General features: G+C 71.0%; 17 protein-coding genes and 1 tRNA gene. 13 read left to right on the top strand and 5 right to left on the bottom strand.

Annotated features, from left to right (window positions below; genetic code table 11):
- Positions 1–133 precede the first annotated feature (133 nt).
- The 5 genes from tsaB to ABZ910_RS14860 all read left to right on the top strand — a co-directional run bounded on the left by tsaB (position 134) and on the right by ABZ910_RS14860 (position 2,824).
- Positions 134–790, top strand: coding sequence for a tRNA (adenosine(37)-N6)-threonylcarbamoyltransferase complex dimerization subunit type 1 TsaB (gene tsaB / locus ABZ910_RS14880; protein ID WP_361363819.1), 657 nt, complete (start codon positions 134–136; stop codon positions 788–790).
- A gap of 44 nt (positions 791–834) precedes the next feature.
- Positions 835–1,311, top strand: coding sequence for a ribosomal protein S18-alanine N-acetyltransferase (gene rimI / locus ABZ910_RS14875; RefSeq protein WP_361363898.1), 477 nt, complete (start codon positions 835–837; stop codon positions 1,309–1,311).
- Positions 1,304–2,416 carry a tRNA (adenosine(37)-N6)-threonylcarbamoyltransferase complex transferase subunit TsaD gene (tsaD, locus tag ABZ910_RS14870; protein ID WP_361363816.1) on the top strand — a complete coding sequence of 371 codons (1,113 nt, stop codon included), beginning with the start codon at positions 1,304–1,306 and terminating at the stop codon, positions 2,414–2,416. The genes rimI and tsaD overlap by 8 nt, the downstream gene beginning before the upstream one ends.
- Complete coding sequence (locus ABZ910_RS14865; protein ID WP_361363813.1) at positions 2,413–2,679, top strand: hypothetical protein; 267 nt, start codon at positions 2,413–2,415, stop codon at positions 2,677–2,679. Before tsaD ends, ABZ910_RS14865 begins: the two co-directional genes overlap by 4 nt.
- Before the next feature lie 72 nt (positions 2,680–2,751).
- Positions 2,752–2,824 (top strand) — tRNA-Gly (locus ABZ910_RS14860).
- Between the two features lie 57 nt (positions 2,825–2,881).
- On the opposite strand, the gene ABZ910_RS14855 is transcribed toward ABZ910_RS14860, so the two are convergent.
- Positions 2,882–4,168: a class I SAM-dependent methyltransferase gene (locus tag ABZ910_RS14855; protein ID WP_361363810.1), complete on the bottom strand. Its 1,287-nt coding sequence runs from the start codon at positions 4,166–4,168 to the stop codon at positions 2,882–2,884.
- Between ABZ910_RS14855 and ABZ910_RS14850 the strand changes: the two genes are divergently transcribed.
- The 4 genes from ABZ910_RS14850 to groL all read left to right on the top strand — a co-directional run bounded on the left by ABZ910_RS14850 (position 4,151) and on the right by groL (position 8,312).
- Complete coding sequence (locus ABZ910_RS14850) at positions 4,151–5,086, top strand: polysaccharide deacetylase family protein (protein WP_361363807.1); 936 nt, start codon at positions 4,151–4,153, stop codon at positions 5,084–5,086. The genes ABZ910_RS14855 and ABZ910_RS14850 overlap by 18 nt on opposite strands.
- 14 nt (positions 5,087–5,100) lie before the next feature.
- Positions 5,101–5,913 (top strand): polysaccharide deacetylase family protein, encoded by an 813-nt coding sequence (locus tag ABZ910_RS14845; protein WP_361363895.1) that lies wholly within the window; start codon positions 5,101–5,103, stop codon positions 5,911–5,913.
- Between the two features lie 341 nt (positions 5,914–6,254).
- Entirely contained in the window at positions 6,255–6,563 is a 309-nt protein-coding gene (groES, locus tag ABZ910_RS14840; RefSeq protein WP_361363892.1) for a co-chaperone GroES, read from the top strand.
- Positions 6,564–6,686: 123 nt separating this feature from the next.
- The gene (gene groL / locus ABZ910_RS14835; RefSeq protein WP_361363804.1) at positions 6,687–8,312 is read left to right on the top strand and encodes a chaperonin GroEL; all 1,626 of its coding nucleotides are present in this window, start codon (positions 6,687–6,689) and stop codon (positions 8,310–8,312) included.
- Between the two features lie 146 nt (positions 8,313–8,458).
- On the opposite strand, the gene ABZ910_RS14830 is transcribed toward groL, so the two are convergent.
- The 3 genes from ABZ910_RS14830 to ABZ910_RS14820 form a co-directional block, all read right to left on the bottom strand.
- The gene (locus ABZ910_RS14830) at positions 8,459–9,166 is read right to left on the bottom strand and encodes an ester cyclase (RefSeq protein ID WP_361363802.1); all 708 of its coding nucleotides are present in this window, start codon (positions 9,164–9,166) and stop codon (positions 8,459–8,461) included.
- Between the two features lie 85 nt (positions 9,167–9,251).
- A complete protein-coding gene (locus ABZ910_RS14825; protein ID WP_361363799.1) occupies positions 9,252–10,025 on the bottom strand; it encodes an SDR family oxidoreductase in 774 nt (257 codons plus the stop codon).
- A gap of 109 nt (positions 10,026–10,134) precedes the next feature.
- On the bottom strand, positions 10,135–10,803 hold the full coding sequence (locus ABZ910_RS14820; protein ID WP_361363797.1) for an MOSC domain-containing protein: 669 nt from the start codon (positions 10,801–10,803) through the stop codon (positions 10,135–10,137).
- Positions 10,804–10,883: 80 nt separating this feature from the next.
- On the opposite strand from ABZ910_RS14820, the gene ABZ910_RS14815 reads away from it, so the two are divergent.
- Positions 10,884–11,783, top strand: coding sequence for a LysR family transcriptional regulator (locus ABZ910_RS14815; RefSeq protein ID WP_361363794.1), 900 nt, complete (start codon positions 10,884–10,886; stop codon positions 11,781–11,783).
- Between the two features lie 110 nt (positions 11,784–11,893).
- Here ABZ910_RS14815 and ABZ910_RS14810 read toward each other — a convergent pair whose 3' ends face one another.
- Complete coding sequence (locus tag ABZ910_RS14810; RefSeq protein ID WP_361363791.1) at positions 11,894–12,229, bottom strand: WhiB family transcriptional regulator; 336 nt, start codon at positions 12,227–12,229, stop codon at positions 11,894–11,896.
- 380 nt (positions 12,230–12,609) lie between these two features.
- Here ABZ910_RS14810 and ABZ910_RS14805 point away from each other — a divergent pair, with 380 nt between their 5' ends.
- The 3 genes from ABZ910_RS14805 (at position 12,610) to guaB (ending at position 15,857) form a co-directional block, all read left to right on the top strand.
- Entirely contained in the window at positions 12,610–13,221 is a 612-nt protein-coding gene (locus ABZ910_RS14805; protein WP_003948568.1) for a response regulator transcription factor, read from the top strand.
- A gap of 337 nt (positions 13,222–13,558) precedes the next feature.
- The gene (locus ABZ910_RS14800; protein ID WP_361363788.1) at positions 13,559–14,146 is read left to right on the top strand and encodes a sigma-70 family RNA polymerase sigma factor; all 588 of its coding nucleotides are present in this window, start codon (positions 13,559–13,561) and stop codon (positions 14,144–14,146) included.
- A 208-nt stretch (positions 14,147–14,354) separates the two neighbouring features.
- The gene (guaB, locus tag ABZ910_RS14795; protein ID WP_361363785.1) at positions 14,355–15,857 is read left to right on the top strand and encodes an IMP dehydrogenase; all 1,503 of its coding nucleotides are present in this window, start codon (positions 14,355–14,357) and stop codon (positions 15,855–15,857) included.

The following is a 15,857-nucleotide window of genomic DNA, read 5'->3' as shown; positions in this document are numbered from 1 at the left end:
TCCGTCTCGCGTGTATCGCACGCATCACGTCATATGTCGTACTTCATGCAGACGGTAGCAGCCGGTGACCGGCCGCCCTCCGACCGAACGACGGAATTCCGTTGGGACGCCCGGGGAGCCGTAGGCTGTTCGCGTGCTCTTGCTCGCTCTGGATACCGCCACCCCCGCCGTCACCGTCGCCCTGCACGACGGTGAGGCCGTCATCGCCTCCTCGAGCCAGGTGGACGCGCGCCGGCACGGCGAGCTGCTGCTGCCGGCCGTGGACCGTGTGCTCGCCGACGCCGGGCTCAAGCTGGACGCCGTCACCGGCATCGTCGTCGGCATCGGGCCCGGCCCCTACACCGGGCTGCGCGTCGGCCTGATGACCGCCGACACCTTCGGGCTCGCGCTCGGCGTCCCCGTGTACGGCATCTGCACGCTCGACGGCCTGGCCTACGCCGCCGACATCGAGAAGGGCCCCTTCGTCGTGGCGACCGACGCCCGGCGCAAGGAGGTCTACTGGGCGACGTACGCCGACTCGCGCACCCGGCTGACCGCCCCGGCCGTCGACCGGCCCGCCGACATCGCCGAGAAGGTGGCCGGCCTGCCCGCCGTCGGCGCGGGCGCGCTGCTCTACCCCGACACCTTCCCGCACGCCCACGAGCCCGAGCACGTCTCCGCCGCCGCCCTCGCCGCGCTGGCCGCCGAGAAGCTGGCCGCGGGGGAGGAGCTGCCGGCGCCCCGGCCGCTGTATCTGCGCCGCCCCGACGCGCAGGTGCCCAAGAACTACAAGGTGGTCACTCCCCGGTGACCGAACGCGTGGTGACCGAAGCCGTGAAGCCCGCGCTGCGCGAGATGCGCTGGTGGGACATCGACGCGGTGCTGGAGCTGGAGAAGGACCTGTTCCCCGAGGACACCTGGTCGCGGGGCATGTTCTGGTCCGAGCTGGCCCACTCCCGGGGCCCGGAGGCGACCCGGCGCTACGTCGTGGCCGCCGAGGGCGACGGGAGAATCGTCGGCTACGCCGGCCTGGCCGCCCAGGGGGACCTCGGCGACATCCAGACCATCGCCGTCGCCCGTGGTCACTGGGGCACCGGTCTCGGCGCACGCCTGCTGACCGAGCTGCTGCGGGCCGCGACCGACTTCGAGTGCGCCGAGGTGATGCTCGAGTGCCGCGTGGACAACATCCGCGCGCAGAAGCTCTACCAGCGCTTCGGCTTCGCCCCCATCGGGTTCCGGCGCGGCTACTACCAGCCGGGCAATGTGGACGCCCTGGTGATGAGCCTGACCGACCCCTCAACCTCTGTACAAGGAACCGAGATCAATGGCTGACTCACGCGACGAGCCTCTCGTACTCGGCATCGAGACCTCCTGCGACGAGACCGGCGTCGGCATCGTCCGCGGCACCACGCTGCTGGCGGACGCCGTCGCGTCCAGCGTCGAGGAGCACGCGCGCTTCGGCGGAGTCGTGCCGGAGGTGGCGTCCAGGGCCCACCTGGAGGCGATGGTCCCGACCATCGACCGCGCCCTGAAGGAAGCGGGCGTGAGCGCGCGGGACCTGGACGGCATCGCCGTCACGGCGGGACCGGGCCTGGCGGGCGCCCTGCTGGTCGGTGTCTCGGCGGCGAAGGCGTACGCCTACGCCCTCGCCAAGCCCCTGTACGGCGTGAACCACCTCGCCTCCCACATCTGCGTGGACCAGCTGGAGCACGGGACACTCCCGGAGCCGACGATGGCGCTGCTGGTGAGCGGCGGCCACTCGTCGCTGCTGCTGTCCACGGACATCACGTCGGACGTCCGCCCGCTGGGCGCGACGATCGACGACGCGGCGGGCGAGGCCTTCGACAAGATCGCCCGCGTGCTCAACCTGGGCTTCCCGGGCGGCCCGGTCATCGACCGCTACGCGCGCGAGGGCGACCCCGGGGCGATCGCCTTCCCGCGCGGTCTGACCGGCCCGCGCGACCCGGCGTACGACTTCTCCTTCTCCGGCCTGAAGACGGCGGTCGCCCGCTGGATCGAGGCCAAGCGCGCCGCGGGCGAGGAGGTGCCGGTGCGCGACGTCGCGGCCTCCTTCCAGGAGGCGGTGGTGGACGTGCTGACGCGCAAGGCGGTACGGGCCTGCAAGGACGAGGGCGTCGACCACCTGATGATCGGCGGCGGCGTCGCGGCCAACTCCCGCCTGCGTGCCCTGGCCCAGGAGCGCTGCGAGGCGGCCGGTATCCGCCTGCGGGTCCCGCGCCCCAAGCTGTGCACGGACAACGGCGCGATGGTGGCGGCGCTCGGCGCGGAGATGGTGGCCCGGGGCCGGGCCGCCTCGGACTGGGACCTGTCGGCGGACTCCTCCCTGCCGGTGACGGACCCGCACGTGCCGGGCACCGCGCACTCCCACACGCACGACCACGTGCACGAGGTCAGCAAGGAGAACCTGTACTCGTGACGGTCGCGCTGATGTGGGAGGCACGGGCGGCCGAGGGCCGGGGCGAGGAGCTCCTGGCCTGGGCCCGCGCGCAGCACCTCACCGTCCGGCCGCTGCGCCGGGAGGCCTTCCGGGCGCCGGGGGACCGCGTCCTCGTCATCACCTGGTGGGACGCGCCGTACGACGCCGAGCTCCCCGAACTCCCGGAGCCGGACCAGGGGTTGGTGACCCGGGCGGTGCACCGGTGGCGGTTCGAGTCGGTGGACGGGGAACCGGGGCGCTGAGGTGGCGCGCGCGTCCGCCCACGCGCTATGATCATGACACGCGAACGGCCGGAACTCCGGTCCGGACGCAGTGCGTTGGTGGTCCAAGGAAAGACGCCCCGCTTCCTGCGGGGAAATGCAGGTGCAAGGCCTGCCCGGCGCTCCACAGACACCCCGTCCCCAGTCAGCTGGGGGCGGGGTGTCGGCGTTCCCCGCCCGGGGTTCAGCCCACCGGGCCGCCGATCAGCATCGTCGGCGCCCCCGCGACCCGCGTGAGGAACACCGTCGCCGCGTTCGGCCCCTGCGGCTTGACCTTCTTGCGCAGTTCCTCCGGCTCGACCGCCGAACCCCGCTTCTTGACCGTCAGCGTGCCGACGCCGCGCTCCCGCAGCAGTGCCTTCAACTTCTTCACGTTGAAAGGAAGTTGGTCCGTGATCTCGTACGCCGACGCATAAGCCGTGTCGCACAGCTCGTCGGACGTCACATACGCGATGGTCGGGTCGATCAGCCCGCCCCCGACCTCCTCGGCGACCTCCGCCACCAGATGCGCCCGGATGGCGGCACCGTCGGGCTCGTACAAGTACCGCCCCACGGGCCGCACTTGGGGATCGGGCAGGCCTCGACCGAGCAGTGACCGCGGGCCCGGCAGCAGCGTGGCGCGTACGGCGCCCGGGCGCACCCCGGAGCCGAACCACAGCACCGCCTCCTTCACGTCCCCGCCGTCCGAGATCCACTCCGCCTCGGCCTCCGCCGGAATCGCCTCGTGGGGGATGCCCGGCGCGATCTTCAGGGCGGCGCACGGGGCCGCCGTCGCCGCTCCCACCGCCCAGGAGAGCGGCGGCGAGTAGGCCTCCGGATCGAAGATCCGGCCCCGGCCGCCCCGTCGGGCCGGGTCCACGAACACCGCGTCGTACGGCGTCGTGTCGACCTCCGTGATGTCAGCCTCCCGTACCTCGATCAGATCGCCCAGGCCGAGCGCCTCGGCGTTCGCCCGCGCGACCGCCGCCGTCAGCGGGTCCCGGTCGACGGCCAGGACCCGGATGCCGGCCCGTGCGAGCGCGATCGCGTCGCCGCCGATGCCGCAGCACAGGTCGGCGACGGAGGTCACCCCCAGGTCCTGCAGCCGGCCTGCGCGGTACGTCGCCACGCTCGTCCGGGTCGACTGCTCGACGCCGTTCGGCGTGAAGAACATGCGCCCCGCGTCCTCGGCCCCGAACTTGGCCGCCGCCCGCTGCCGCAGCCGGGCCTGGCCGAGTGCCGCCGACACCAGATCGGCGGGGTGGTCGCGGCGCAGGCGGGTGGCGACGGCGAGTTCGTCGGCCGGGGGCGTGTCGCGCACTTCGTCGAGGAGGGCGCGGCCCTCGGGGGTGAGCAGCGACTGGAAGGAGAGCAGGTCGTTCACCGGGTCATTGTGGGCCAGTCGGTGGATGCTGTGCCTCCGGCGGCGGTGTCGGCCCGGGTCAGGGGCCGGTGCCTGCGAGGATCCGGCATCATGCGAGTAGTCGTACAAAATGACAAATATGGGGTGCTCCACAGGAGGGTGGCCGTCCGAGGTGCCCTCGCCGTGCTCGCGGCTGCCGCCCTCCTCTCCGGCTGCACACTGCCGGGCACGAAGCCGGACGTACGACCGGCCCCGGGACAGGAGCCGCTCAAGGGGGCCCGCGCCCCCGGCCTGGACGACTACACCGCCCGGCGGCACGCCGACCGCACCGCCCTGGTGGCCGCCGCCAGGTACTGGGGTCTGGATCAAGCCCCCCTGACGCCCCCGCCGCCCCCGGCCCACAAGCCGAGGATCACCGTCCGTCCCGGCTTCGAGGTCGAGGGCGAGGAGGGGCTGGACCTTCCCCCGGTCTTCACCGCGATCCCCACCCGGCAGAAGGTCGTCTTCCTCACCCTCGACGACGGCGCCGAGAAGGACCCGGCGTTCCTGCGCATGATGACCGACCTGCACATCCCGTACACGGCGTTCCTCAGCAACGACTCGGTCGAGGACGACTACGGCTTCTTCCGGCGGGCGCAGGCCGAGGGCGTCACCCTCGACAACCACACGCTGCACCACCCCTATCTGCCGGGCCTGTCCTACGACGAGCAGGAGGAGGAGATCTGCGGCATGCAGGCCATCATGACGAAGCAGTTCGGCAGGCGCCCGACCGTCTTCCGCCCGCCCTACGGCAACTACAACCGGAACACCCTGCTCGCCGCCAGGTCCTGCGGGATCAAGTACGCGCCGATCTGGGAGGAGGAGGTCTTCGCCGACCACTGGGAGTACCGCGGGGACGACACGCACCTGCACCCCGGTGACATCGTCCTCTCCCACTTCCAGGGCCTCAGGGAGTGGAACGGCACCCTGCCCGACATGATCCGGCGCTTCCTGAACAAGGTCACCCGCGAGGGGTATGCGGTGGCGCGCCTGGAGGACTACCTGTGAGGCGGCCCGAGGCCATGCGCCGCCGCCGGGCGTCGTCCGCAGCCGTCCTGGCCGCGGCCGCCCTCCTCGCCGGCTGCGCCCAGTCCGTCGACCCCATCGAACGGCTCGGTAAGAAGGCCGCCCAGGGCGTACGGTCGCACCGCCCGGCCGCGTCGCAGCCGTACCGCACCTGGGGACTGCCCGCCCCGCTCGCCCCGGCCCCGGCGCCCGCGGCGCGCCCCGCGCCGCCGCGCGCGGCCGGCTCGTCCCTGCCCGTCGTCGACCGTGTCCCCACCCGCGACAAGGTCGTCTTCCTCACCTACGACGACGGCGCCGAGCGTGACCCGCGGTTCGTCGACATGGTCCGCGAACTGCGGCTCCCCGTCAGCATGTTCCTCACCGACAGCGTCGTCGGACCGGGGTACGGCCACTTCGCGCGCCTGCTGTCGGTCGGCGCCGGCATCCAGAACCACACCCTCGACCACCCGGCCCTGCCCGGTCTGCCGTACGCCGGCCAGCGCGCCGAGATCTGCGGCCAGCAGGACAAGCTCAAGTCCCGCTTCGGCATCCGCCCCCGGCTCTTCCGCCCGCCCTACGGCAGGTACGACACCACGACGTTGCGCGCGGCCGCCGACTGCGGCATCGCGGCCGTCGTCCTGTGGCGCGCCACCGCGACCGCCGACGGCCTCACCTACGCCCGGGGCGAGCACCGCCTCCACCCCGGCGACATCGTCGAGGTCGGATCCGACGAGTCCACCGGTCCCACCATCAGGGAGCGGACCACCCGTCTCCTGCGCCGAGTCGAGTCGGAGGGCCTGACGGTGGGCCGCCTGGAGAACTATCTCTGACCTTTCGGTCACGGCAGGCACGACCAGCCCGGTCCGGCGCTTGAGGGCGAGGCCGTTCGGGCCGGCAGCCGAAGCCTGCGGGCGGTAGTCGCCAGGACGGCCACGGCAGCACCGGGCGCCCGCACACCCGTACGCCCAGACAGGCCAGTTCGGCTGACGCGCCGCAGGCAATTGGCACTCCGCTTGACCGAGTGCTAATCGCAGTCATAGTCTCGGCCTTGGCACTCCCCCCTGGAGAGTGCCAACAACGCGACGGGCAGGTCCGGCACCCGCGACGACGGATCGACCTGGTCGCCACCTCAGACAGTTAACCCCGTGAGATCTCCGAAGGGGGAGGTCGGATCGTGACGACCGCCAGCAAGGTTGCCATCAAGCCGCTTGAGGACCGCATTGTGGTCCAGCCGCTCGACGCCGAGCAGACCACGGCCTCTGGCCTGGTCATCCCGGACACCGCCAAGGAGAAGCCCCAGGAGGGCGTCGTCCTGGCCGTGGGCCCGGGCCGCTTCGAGAACGGCGAGCGTCTGCCGCTCGACGTCAAGACCGGCGACACCGTGCTGTACAGCAAGTACGGCGGCACCGAGGTGAAGTACAACGGCGAGGACTACCTCGTCCTCTCGGCTCGCGACGTTCTCGCGATCATCGAGAAGTAATTCACCCTCGAGCACATTCAGTTGCTTCGAACTGCGCCCCTGGCCCCCCGCGACCGATAAGAAGCCGGGCGCCCGGGGCGCAGTTTCTTTCACCCCAAGATTTCCGAGAGGGCTCACGCTGTCATGGCGAAGATCCTGAAGTTCGACGAGGACGCCCGTCGCGCCCTCGAGCGCGGCGTCAACAAGCTTGCCGACACGGTCAAGGTGACGATCGGCCCCAAGGGCCGCAACGTCGTCATCGACAAGAAGTTCGGCGCTCCCACCATCACCAACGACGGTGTCACCATCGCCCGTGAGGTCGAGGTCGAGGACCCGTTCGAGAACATGGGCGCCCAGCTGGTGAAGGAGGTGGCGACCAAGACCAACGACATCGCGGGTGACGGTACGACCACCGCCACCGTGCTGGCCCAGGCGCTCGTGCGCGAGGGTCTGCGCAACGTCGCCGCCGGCGCCTCCCCGGCCGCCCTGAAGAAGGGCATCGACGCCGCCGTCGCCGCCGTCTCCGAGGACCTGCTCGGCTCGGCCCGGCCGATCGACGAGAAGTCCGACATCGCCGCCGTCGCCGCGCTCTCCGCCCAGGACGAGCAGGTCGGCGAGCTCATCGCCGAGGCGATGGACAAGGTCGGCAAGGACGGTGTCATCACCGTCGAGGAGTCCAACACCTTCGGTCTGGAGCTGGACTTCACCGAGGGCATGGCCTTCGACAAGGGCTACCTGTCGCCGTACTTCGTGACGGACCAGGAGCGCATGGAGGCCGTCCTCGACGACCCGTACATCCTGATCACCCAGGGCAAGATCTCGTCCATCCAGGACCTGCTGCCGCTGCTCGAGAAGGTCATTCAGGCCGGCGCCTCGAAGCCGCTGCTGATCATCGCCGAGGACGTCGAGGGCGAGGCCCTGTCGACCCTGGTCGTCAACAAGATCCGCGGCACCTTCAACGCCGTCGCGGTGAAGGCCCCGGGCTTCGGCGACCGCCGCAAGGCGATGCTGCAGGACATGGCCGTCCTCACCGGCGCCACGGTCGTCTCCGAGGAGGTCGGCCTCAAGCTCGACCAGGTCGGCCTGGACGTGCTCGGCGGCGCCCGTCGCGTCACCGTCACCAAGGACGACACCACGATCGTCGACGGTGCCGGCAAGAAGGACGAGGTCGAGGGCCGCGTCGCGCAGATCAAGGCCGAGATCGAGACCACCGACTCCGACTGGGACCGCGAGAAGCTCCAGGAGCGCCTCGCGAAGCTGGCCGGCGGCGTGTGCGTGATCAAGGTCGGCGCCGCCACCGAGGTGGAGCTGAAGGAGAAGAAGCACCGTCTGGAGGACGCCATCTCCGCGACCCGCGCCGCGGTCGAGGAGGGCATCGTCTCCGGTGGTGGCTCCGCGCTGGTCCACGCCTCCAAGGCTCTGGAGGGCGGTCTGGACAAGTCCGGCGACGAGGCGACCGGTGTCCAGGTCGTCCGCAACGCCGTCGTCGAGCCGCTGCGCTGGATCGCGGAGAACGCCGGTCACGAGGGCTACGTGATCGTCTCCAAGGTCAAGGAGCTCGGCAAGGGCGAGGGTTACAACGCCGCCACCGGCGAGTACGGCGACCTGATCAAGGCCGGCGTCATCGACCCGGTGAAGGTCACCCGCTCCGCCCTGGAGAACGCCGCCTCCATCGCCTCCCTCCTGCTCACGACCGAGACCCTGGTCGTCGAGAAGAAGGAAGAGGAAGAGGCTGCCGCCGCGGGCCACGGCCACGGCCACGCTCACTGAGGCACGCGCACCGAGGGACGCCCACTGAGGCAGGCGCACCTCACGCACCTCACGACGAAGCCCCCGTTCCCGGTACGCCGGGAGCGGGGGCTTCGCCCGTCGCGGGCGCGTCCCAGCCGTACAGACCCAGCCCCGTGCGGGGGCCGTCAGTTCTCCAACTCGTCCAGCGCACCGAGCTGCGCCATCAGCCCGAGCCGGTCGTACTGCCACCAGCCCTCGACGATCTTCCCGTCCTCACCGAAGCGGAAGACGGTCGTCCCGGTCATGGTGACCTGTCGATCCGTCGCCGGGATCCCCATGAAGTCGTCCTTGTGGGTGCCGGTCCAGGTCCACCGGGTGCACACCCGGTCGCCCTGCGCGATCTGGTCGTCGATCGTGAAGGCGAAGTCGAAGCCGCCCCGCCACATCTCGATCTCGCGGCGCATCGCGTCCATGCCGATGGCGTCCTGCTCGTTGGCGGGGTCGTGGTCGTGATAGCCCTCGGCGAGCAGCCCGTCGAGAGGCGGCAGTTCACCGTCGGTGGCGACCGTCTCGAAGAACCGGCGCGCGCCCGCCTCCCCCAACTGCTCGTCCCGTACGACGTCCAGGTCCATGAACGTCGGCATCTCGTCGCACAGGGCGACCATCTCCTGGAAGACCCGGTCGGTCTCCGGCAGGTTGGAGTTCCGCATCGCTTCCTCGTACGACGGGAACTCCACGACCTCGATGAAGTGCGACGCGTCGGACCGGTCCTGCCCGACCATGTCGTGCATCGCGGTCCGCTTCCCCTTGGTCTGCTCGACCCACCTGTCCATGAGCCGGTCCATCTCGTCGAACCGGCTGGTCCTGCACTCGATGAGCTGTACGAACGTCATGACGCCGCCTCCGGCCCCCCTGGGTCCGGTTCCGTCACCACCATTTTCCCACCGGAGCGGCGCCGTCACCCCGTCGCCCGGGGGCTCACTGCGGCCCGTACTTGCGCCCCGTCCTCGACGAGACGCCGCCCAGCAGCCCGCGCGGTGTGACCTTGACCAGCCCCATCAGCGCCTTGTAGCGCGGGTCCGGGATGGAGAGCGTCTTGCCGCGCGCCAGATCGGCGAGCGCCGCCGCGACCAGCTTGTCGGCGTCCAGCCACATCCAGCCCGGGATGTTGTCCGTGCCCATCCCGGCCCGCTCGTGGAACTCCGTGCGCACGAAACCGGGGCACAGCGCCATCAGCCGTACGCCGCTGCCCGCGAGGTCCTTCGCCGCGCCCTGCGTGAACTGCACGACCCACGCCTTGGACGCCCCGTACGTACCCCGGGGCACGAAGGCCGCCACCGAGGCGACGTTCACGACCCCGCCGCGCCCGCGCTCGCGCATCGCCTCCGTCGCCGCCGAGGTCAGCCGCAGCACCGCCTCGATGTGCACCTTGAGCATCTTCAGCTCGTCGTCCATCGATACGTCGAGATACCGGCCCTTGTTGCCGAAGCCCGCGTTGTTGACCAGCAGGTCGACGGGGTTCTTGCGGTCGCCGAGGCGGGCGGCGACCGCCTCGATGCCCTCGTCCTCGGACAGGTCGGCCGACAGCACCTCCGCCTCGATGCCGTGTGTGTCGTGCAGCTCGGTCGCCTGTTCGCGCAGCCGCTTGGCGTCCCGCGCCACCAGGACGAGGTTGTGCCCGTCGGCCGCCAGCCGCCGCGCGAACGCGGCACCGATCCCCGCGGTCGATCCCGTAATCAGAGCCGTTGTCATGGCCCAAGGGTAGTGACCCGGAAAGACCGCGTCCGCTTCGCGCACAGGGCCCTCCTCAGGTGTGGTTTCCGGTGAAGTTTCCGTGCGTGGCCCACCTGGTGACGGGAGGTCAGGCGCCGTTCCGCTCGACGTGTCTCCGCGCCGTGGCCAGCGACTCCGGGTGCAGCGCGCCGGCCGCCGCGAGCAGCCGGGGCAGCAGGTCCCGTCGGGTGGTCACCGCGCGGAACCAGAGGGCCACCGTCACGTCGTGCTCCGGCCGGTGCACGATCTCGATCGCGTCGCCCGCCCGTATCTCACCGGGCTCGATCACCCGCAGGTACGCACCCGGTGCGCCCTTCTCCGTGAACCTCTTCACCCAGCCCTTCTCGGCCATGTGGCCCTGGAAGGTGCCGCACGGGACGCGCCCGCTCGTGACCTCCAGCAGCGGCCCGGAGCCGATGCGCCAGCGCTCGCCGATCCGGGCGCCGGAGACGTCCGCGCCGGCGGTCGTGAGGTTCTCGCCGAAGGCGCCGTTCGCGAGCGGTCGCCCGAGGTCGCGCTCCCAGCCGTCGAGGTCCTCGCGCGCGAACGCGTACACCGCCTGGTCGTCGCCGCCGTGATGCCGCCGGTGGCACACTGCGTCCCCTGCCAGCCCGCTGCCGCCGGTCCCTTTCGGGCCGGGCGCGGCCACCCGCACCGGGCCGTCCACGGGACGCTTGTCGATGCCGGTCAGGCCCTCCGGCTGAGCGGTGTAGCCCACGGTCTTCGGCCGGGCGAGGTTCACCGAGAGCAGCTTCATGACCAAACGGTACGGGGCCGCACCCCAAAGTGTCGACGCATTATTCGGCGACATGTCCAAGTCAGGCTTATGCTCGAAGGGTGATCGAGGCACGTCATCTCCGCGTCCTGCGCGCCGTCGCCGCCACCGGCTCCTTTTCGGCGGCCGGGCGTGAACTGGGCTGCACACAGCCCGCCGTCAGCCAGCAGATGAAGGCCCTGGAAGCCTCGGTCGGCACCCCGCTGCTCGTCCGCAGCGGCCGCGAGATGCGGCTGACCCAGGCCGGCGAGGCCCTCGTACGGCACGCGTCCGGAATCCTCGCCGGGCTCACCGCGGCCGAGGAGGAGGTCGCGGCGATCGCCGGGCTGCGCTCGGGCCGGGTCCGGCTGGTCTCCTTCCCCAGCGGCAGCTCGACCCTCGTGCCCACCGCCCTCGCCGCCCTGCGCGCCGCGCACCCCGGCACCCGCGTGTCCCTGGAGGAGGCCGAGCCCCCGAAGTCCGTCGAGCTGCTGCGCGAGGGCGACTGCGACGTGGCACTCGCCTTCCGTTACGAGGGAGCCGCGGGCGCCGAGGAGTGGGACGACCTTGTCGTACGGCCCCTGCTGACGGACCGTCTGGTCGGCCTGGTGCCCGAGCGGCACCGGCTCGCGCGCGCGGAGTCCGTCGCCATAGGGGAACTCGCCGGGGAGCCCTGGATCGCGGGATGCCCGCGCTGTCGCGGCCAGTTGGTGGAGGTGTGCGAGGAAGCGGGCTTCACGCCCCGCATCGACTTCGCCACCGACGACTACCCGGCGGTGGTCGGCCTGGTCGGCGCGGGACTCGGCGTCGCCGTCCTGCCTCAGCTCGCGGTCGATTCCGTACGGCCCAGGGGAGCGCGCACGGTGGCACTGGAGCCGGCGGTACGGCGGGAGATCGTCGCCCTCACGCTGCCGGACCTGGCCCAGGTGCCGGCGGTGGCGGCGACGCTGGAGCAGCTGGCGCGGGCGGCGGCGCGGCAGTGAGAAGGGCGGGCACGCGCGCGTGCCCGTGCTGATACCGGAGCCGGTTTGTGCGGCCACCGGCCTGTGCGGAAGCGGGATGTGCAGGCGACGGGATATGCAGGAACGTTCCTTCAGTTGTTCGAGGCGGTGTTCCCGCCAGACGTGGACGCGGACGCCGACACCAGTCGGTTGCGCGCCCGCCCCATGAGTTCCTCGCGCTCGTCCTCGGTCAGGCCGCCCCACACGCCGTACGGCTCGCGCACCGCCAACGCGTGCGCCGCGCACTCCGCGCGGACCGGGCACCTCATGCAGACCTCCTTGGCCGAGTTCTCTCGAGCGCTCCGAGCCGCCCCGCGCTCCCCCTCCGGGTGGAAGAAGAGCGAACTGTCGACCCCACGGCAGGCAGCCAGCAGCTGCCAGTCCCACAGGTCCGCGTTCGGTCCGGGAAGGCGGGAGAAATCTGCCATTACGTGACCCCTTGTAGCCGTTCTGGGCGGATACGGTGCCAACGACCGTACATGTCCGGTCTAAGGAGATGAAAATATGACCCATTGCGAATCTAGCCCCAGACACCGTGAAACGGGAAGAAAAAGGTCTAAATGGGGCATGGTTGTGATGAAAAGTTGAGGGTCTGCGGGGCATGTCTGCACCGTGTGCGCGTCCTCACGTAGAGTGCCGACGAAGGCGTGCGGCCCCGTAACTCTTTCGAGTGACCGTCGTTGAGAGTGCGGAGGCGGTTGAAAACACAAGAGCTCGGGCGGGTGTCCGAGTCGGTCGACCGCACAGGTGACGATTTCGTACCAGCCTGGAGGCACAAGGTGACGCGCATCAGCTGCGGAGGACGGCCATGACATCCGTCCTCGTCTGCGACGACTCCCCGCTTGCCCGAGAGGCGCTCCGCCGTGCGGTCGCGACCGTGCCCGGCGTCGAGCGCGTGACGACGGCGGCCAACGGCGAGGAAGTCCTCCGCCGCTGGGGCGCCGACCGCTCGGACCTGATCCTGATGGATGTACGCATGCCCGGACTGGGCGGCGTCGAGACCGTGCGCCGGTTGCTGTCCGCCGACCCCGGCGCGCGCATCATCATGCTCACCGTCGCCGAGGACCTCGACGGAGTGGCCCTCGCGGTCGCCGCCGGCGCCCGGGGCTACCTGCACAAGGACGCCTCGCGCGCGGAGCTGCGCGCGACGGTGACGCAGGCCCTCGCCGACCCGACCTGGCGACTGGCCCCGCGTCGGCTGCGCTCCGCCGAGATGGGCGCCGCGCCCACGCTCACCGCGCGTGAGATCCAGGTGCTGGAGGGCATGAGCCACGGCCGCTCCAACGCCGAGATCGGCCGCGAGCTGTTCCTCTCCGAGGACACCGTCAAGACCCACGCCCGGCGTCTGTTCAAGAAGCTCGGCGCCTCGGACCGCGCGCACGCGGTGGCGCTCGGCTTCCGCTGGGGCCTGGTCCGGTAGGAGACGCCGGGTCCCGGTCTCGTGGGAACGCTGGATCCCGGCCGGGTCGGGAGCCGGTCCGGCAGGGAAGCGAGCCGCAGCGGACGGCCGGTCCGGGTCCGGAACACCCCGCCTGCCCCACGGCGGGCGGGGGTGACAAAACGGACTGCCGGGTGCCCGCTGCTCGTTTCGCCGCGGATGCCGCATCCTTGAGGGTGTGGAGTTCCTCGGGGACGAGTCGGTCGAGCGGAAGGGGAGGGCGCAGGAGATGAGTTCCGGCGCACCTGCTCATAACGCTTCGGTGCACAACGACGGGCGCGGTGCCACGGGCCGGACGGCAGCAAGGCACCATGGACCGATGCGCGACGACGAGGCGGGCACGGCCCATGGGGCGATCGGTGCCCTCGTGCATCGTGCCGTCGACGGGGACGAGCAGGCCACGCACGACCTGCTCGCCCGTGTGCACCCGCTCGCGCTGCGCTACTGCCGTACGCGACTGTCGCGCCTGCCCGGAGACGCCCGGCACTTCGTCGAGGATCTCGCCCAGGAGGTCTGCGTAGCCGTCCTCCTCGCCCTGCCCCGCTACCGCGACACCGGCCGCCCGTTCGAGGCGTTCGTGTTCGCCATCGCCTCGCACAAGGTCGCCGACCTGCAGCGCGCCGCGATGCGCCACCCGGGCTCGACGGTCGTCCCCTCGGACGAGATGCCGGAGCGCCCGGACGACTCCCTGGGCCCCGAGGAGCGCGCGCTGCTCAGCAGCGACGCGGAGTGGGCGAAGAAACTGCTGGCCAACCTCCCCGAGAACCAGCGCGAACTGCTCCTGCTGCGGATCGCGGTGGGCCTGACGGCCGAGGAGACGGGCCAGATGTTGGGAATGTCACCCGGAGCGGTCCGGGTGGCCCAGCACCGGGCGCTGAGCAGACTGCGGGCGCTGGCCGAGCAGTAGGGCCGGGCCGTGAACCCGTGGTGTCCGGCACAACCCCGTTGTGCCAGGCGCCCTCTGGGGCGGCCGACAGATGAATCTTGAACAGGCCGCTTCCGAATTCCGTACGAACATACGAAGCGCGGAGGCAGGCAGAACCGTGGAATTCGGGACCCACGCTTCCCGTTAGCATGGACATCCGCACCGATCAAGGCCATTTGGGGAAGGTGTCATGACTGCAAACGTCGACGGAGTGCCCGGTAAATTCGCGACACTCGGGCTGACCTACGACGACGTGCTGCTGCTGCCGGGCGCATCCTCGGTGCTGCCCAACGCGGTCGACACCTCGTCCCGCATCTCCCGCAACGTCCGGGTCAACATCCCGCTGCTCTCGGCGGCGATGGACAAGGTGACCGAGGCCCGCATGGCCATCGCGATGGCCCGCCAGGGCGGCGTCGGAGTGCTGCACCGCAACCTGTCCATCGAGGACCAGGTCAACCAGGTCGACCTGGTGAAGCGGTCCGAGTCCGGCATGGTCACCGACCCCATCACGGTCCACCCGGACGCGACGCTCGCCGAGGCCGACGCCCTGTGCGCCAAGTTCCGCATCAGCGGTGTGCCGGTCACCGACGCGGCCGGCAAGCTGCTCGGCATCGTCACCAACCGTGACATGGCCTTCGAGACCGACCGCTCCCGTCAGGTGCGCGAGGTCATGACCCCGATGCCGCTGGTCACCGGCAAGGTCGGCACCTCCGGTGCCGACGCCATGGAGCTGCTGCGCAAGCACAAGATCGAGAAGCTTCCGCTGGTCGACGACGAGGGCGTCCTCAAGGGCCTCATCACGGTCAAGGACTTCGTCAAGGCCGAGCAGTACCCGAGCGCCGCCAAGGACGCCGAGGGCCGCCTGCTCGTCGGTGCCGCCGTCGGCGCCAGCCCCGAGGCGCTGGAGCGCGCCCAGGCGCTCGCCGAGGCCGGCGTGGACTTCCTGGTCGTCGACACCTCGCACGGCCACAACAGCAACGCCCTCAACTGGATGGCGAAGATCAAGTCGAGCGTGAACGTCGACGTGATCGGCGGCAACGTCGCCACCCGCGACGGCGCCCAGGCCCTGATCGACGCCGGCGTCGACGGCATCAAGGTCGGTGTCGGTCCCGGCTCCATCTGCACCACCCGCGTGGTCGCCGGCATCGGTGTCCCGCAGGTCACCGCCATCTACGAGGCCTCCCTCGCGGCCCGACCCGCCGGCGTCCCGCTGATCGGCGACGGCGGCCTGCAGTACTCCGGCGACATCGGCAAGGCGCTGGCCGCCGGCGCCGACACGGTGATGCTGGGCAGCCTCCTCGCCGGCTGCGAGGAGTCCCCGGGCGAGCTGCTGTTCATCAACGGCAAGCAGTTCAAGTCGTACCGCGGCATGGGCTCGCTGGGCGCCATGCAGTCCCGCGGCCAGGGCCGGTCGTACTCCAAGGACCGCTACTTCCAGGCCGAGGTCGCCTCCGACGACAAGCTCGTGCCCGAGGGCGTCGAGGGCCAGGTGCCCTACCGCGGCCCGCTGTCCAACGTGCTGCACCAGCTCGTCGGCGGTCTGCGCCAGACCATGGGCTACGTCGGCGCCGCCACCATCGAGGAGATGGAGTCCAAGGGCCGCTTCGTGCGGATCACCTCGGCGGGCCTGAAGGAGAGCCACCCGCACGACATCCAGATGACGGTCGAGGCGCCGAACTACAGCAGGAAGTAG

It is taken from the genome of Streptomyces sp. NPDC046805 (assembly GCF_040645355.1).
Classification (GTDB): Bacteria; Actinomycetota; Actinomycetes; order Streptomycetales; family Streptomycetaceae; genus Streptomyces.
Note: the sequence above shows the minus strand (reverse complement) of the source record. Positions and strands in the feature narration are given on the sequence as shown.

Excerpts from the sequence above, each read along its gene's own strand:
- groL (WP_361363804.1), top strand. The coding sequence starts at position 6,687 with ATGGCGAAGATCCTGAAGTTCGACGAGGACGCCCGTCGCGCCCTCGAG.
- tsaD (WP_361363816.1), top strand. The coding sequence starts at position 1,304 with ATGGCTGACTCACGCGACGAGCCTCTCGTACTCGGCATCGAGACCTCC.
- ABZ910_RS14845 (WP_361363895.1), top strand. The coding sequence starts at position 5,101 with ATGCGCCGCCGCCGGGCGTCGTCCGCAGCCGTCCTGGCCGCGGCCGCC.
- ABZ910_RS14820 (WP_361363797.1), bottom strand. The coding sequence starts at position 10,803 with ATGAAGCTGCTCTCGGTGAACCTCGCCCGGCCGAAGACCGTGGGCTAC.
- ABZ910_RS14830 (WP_361363802.1), bottom strand. The coding sequence starts at position 9,166 with ATGACGTTCGTACAGCTCATCGAGTGCAGGACCAGCCGGTTCGACGAG.
- rimI (WP_361363898.1), top strand. The coding sequence starts at position 835 with ATGCGCTGGTGGGACATCGACGCGGTGCTGGAGCTGGAGAAGGACCTG.
- ABZ910_RS14825 (WP_361363799.1), bottom strand. The coding sequence starts at position 10,025 with ATGACAACGGCTCTGATTACGGGATCGACCGCGGGGATCGGTGCCGCG.
- ABZ910_RS14800 (WP_361363788.1), top strand. The coding sequence starts at position 13,559 with ATGCGCGACGACGAGGCGGGCACGGCCCATGGGGCGATCGGTGCCCTC.
- ABZ910_RS14810 (WP_361363791.1), bottom strand. The coding sequence starts at position 12,229 with ATGGCAGATTTCTCCCGCCTTCCCGGACCGAACGCGGACCTGTGGGAC.
- ABZ910_RS14850 (WP_361363807.1), top strand. The coding sequence starts at position 4,151 with ATGCGAGTAGTCGTACAAAATGACAAATATGGGGTGCTCCACAGGAGG.
- guaB (WP_361363785.1), top strand. The coding sequence starts at position 14,355 with ATGACTGCAAACGTCGACGGAGTGCCCGGTAAATTCGCGACACTCGGG.
- ABZ910_RS14805 (WP_003948568.1), top strand. The coding sequence starts at position 12,610 with ATGACATCCGTCCTCGTCTGCGACGACTCCCCGCTTGCCCGAGAGGCG.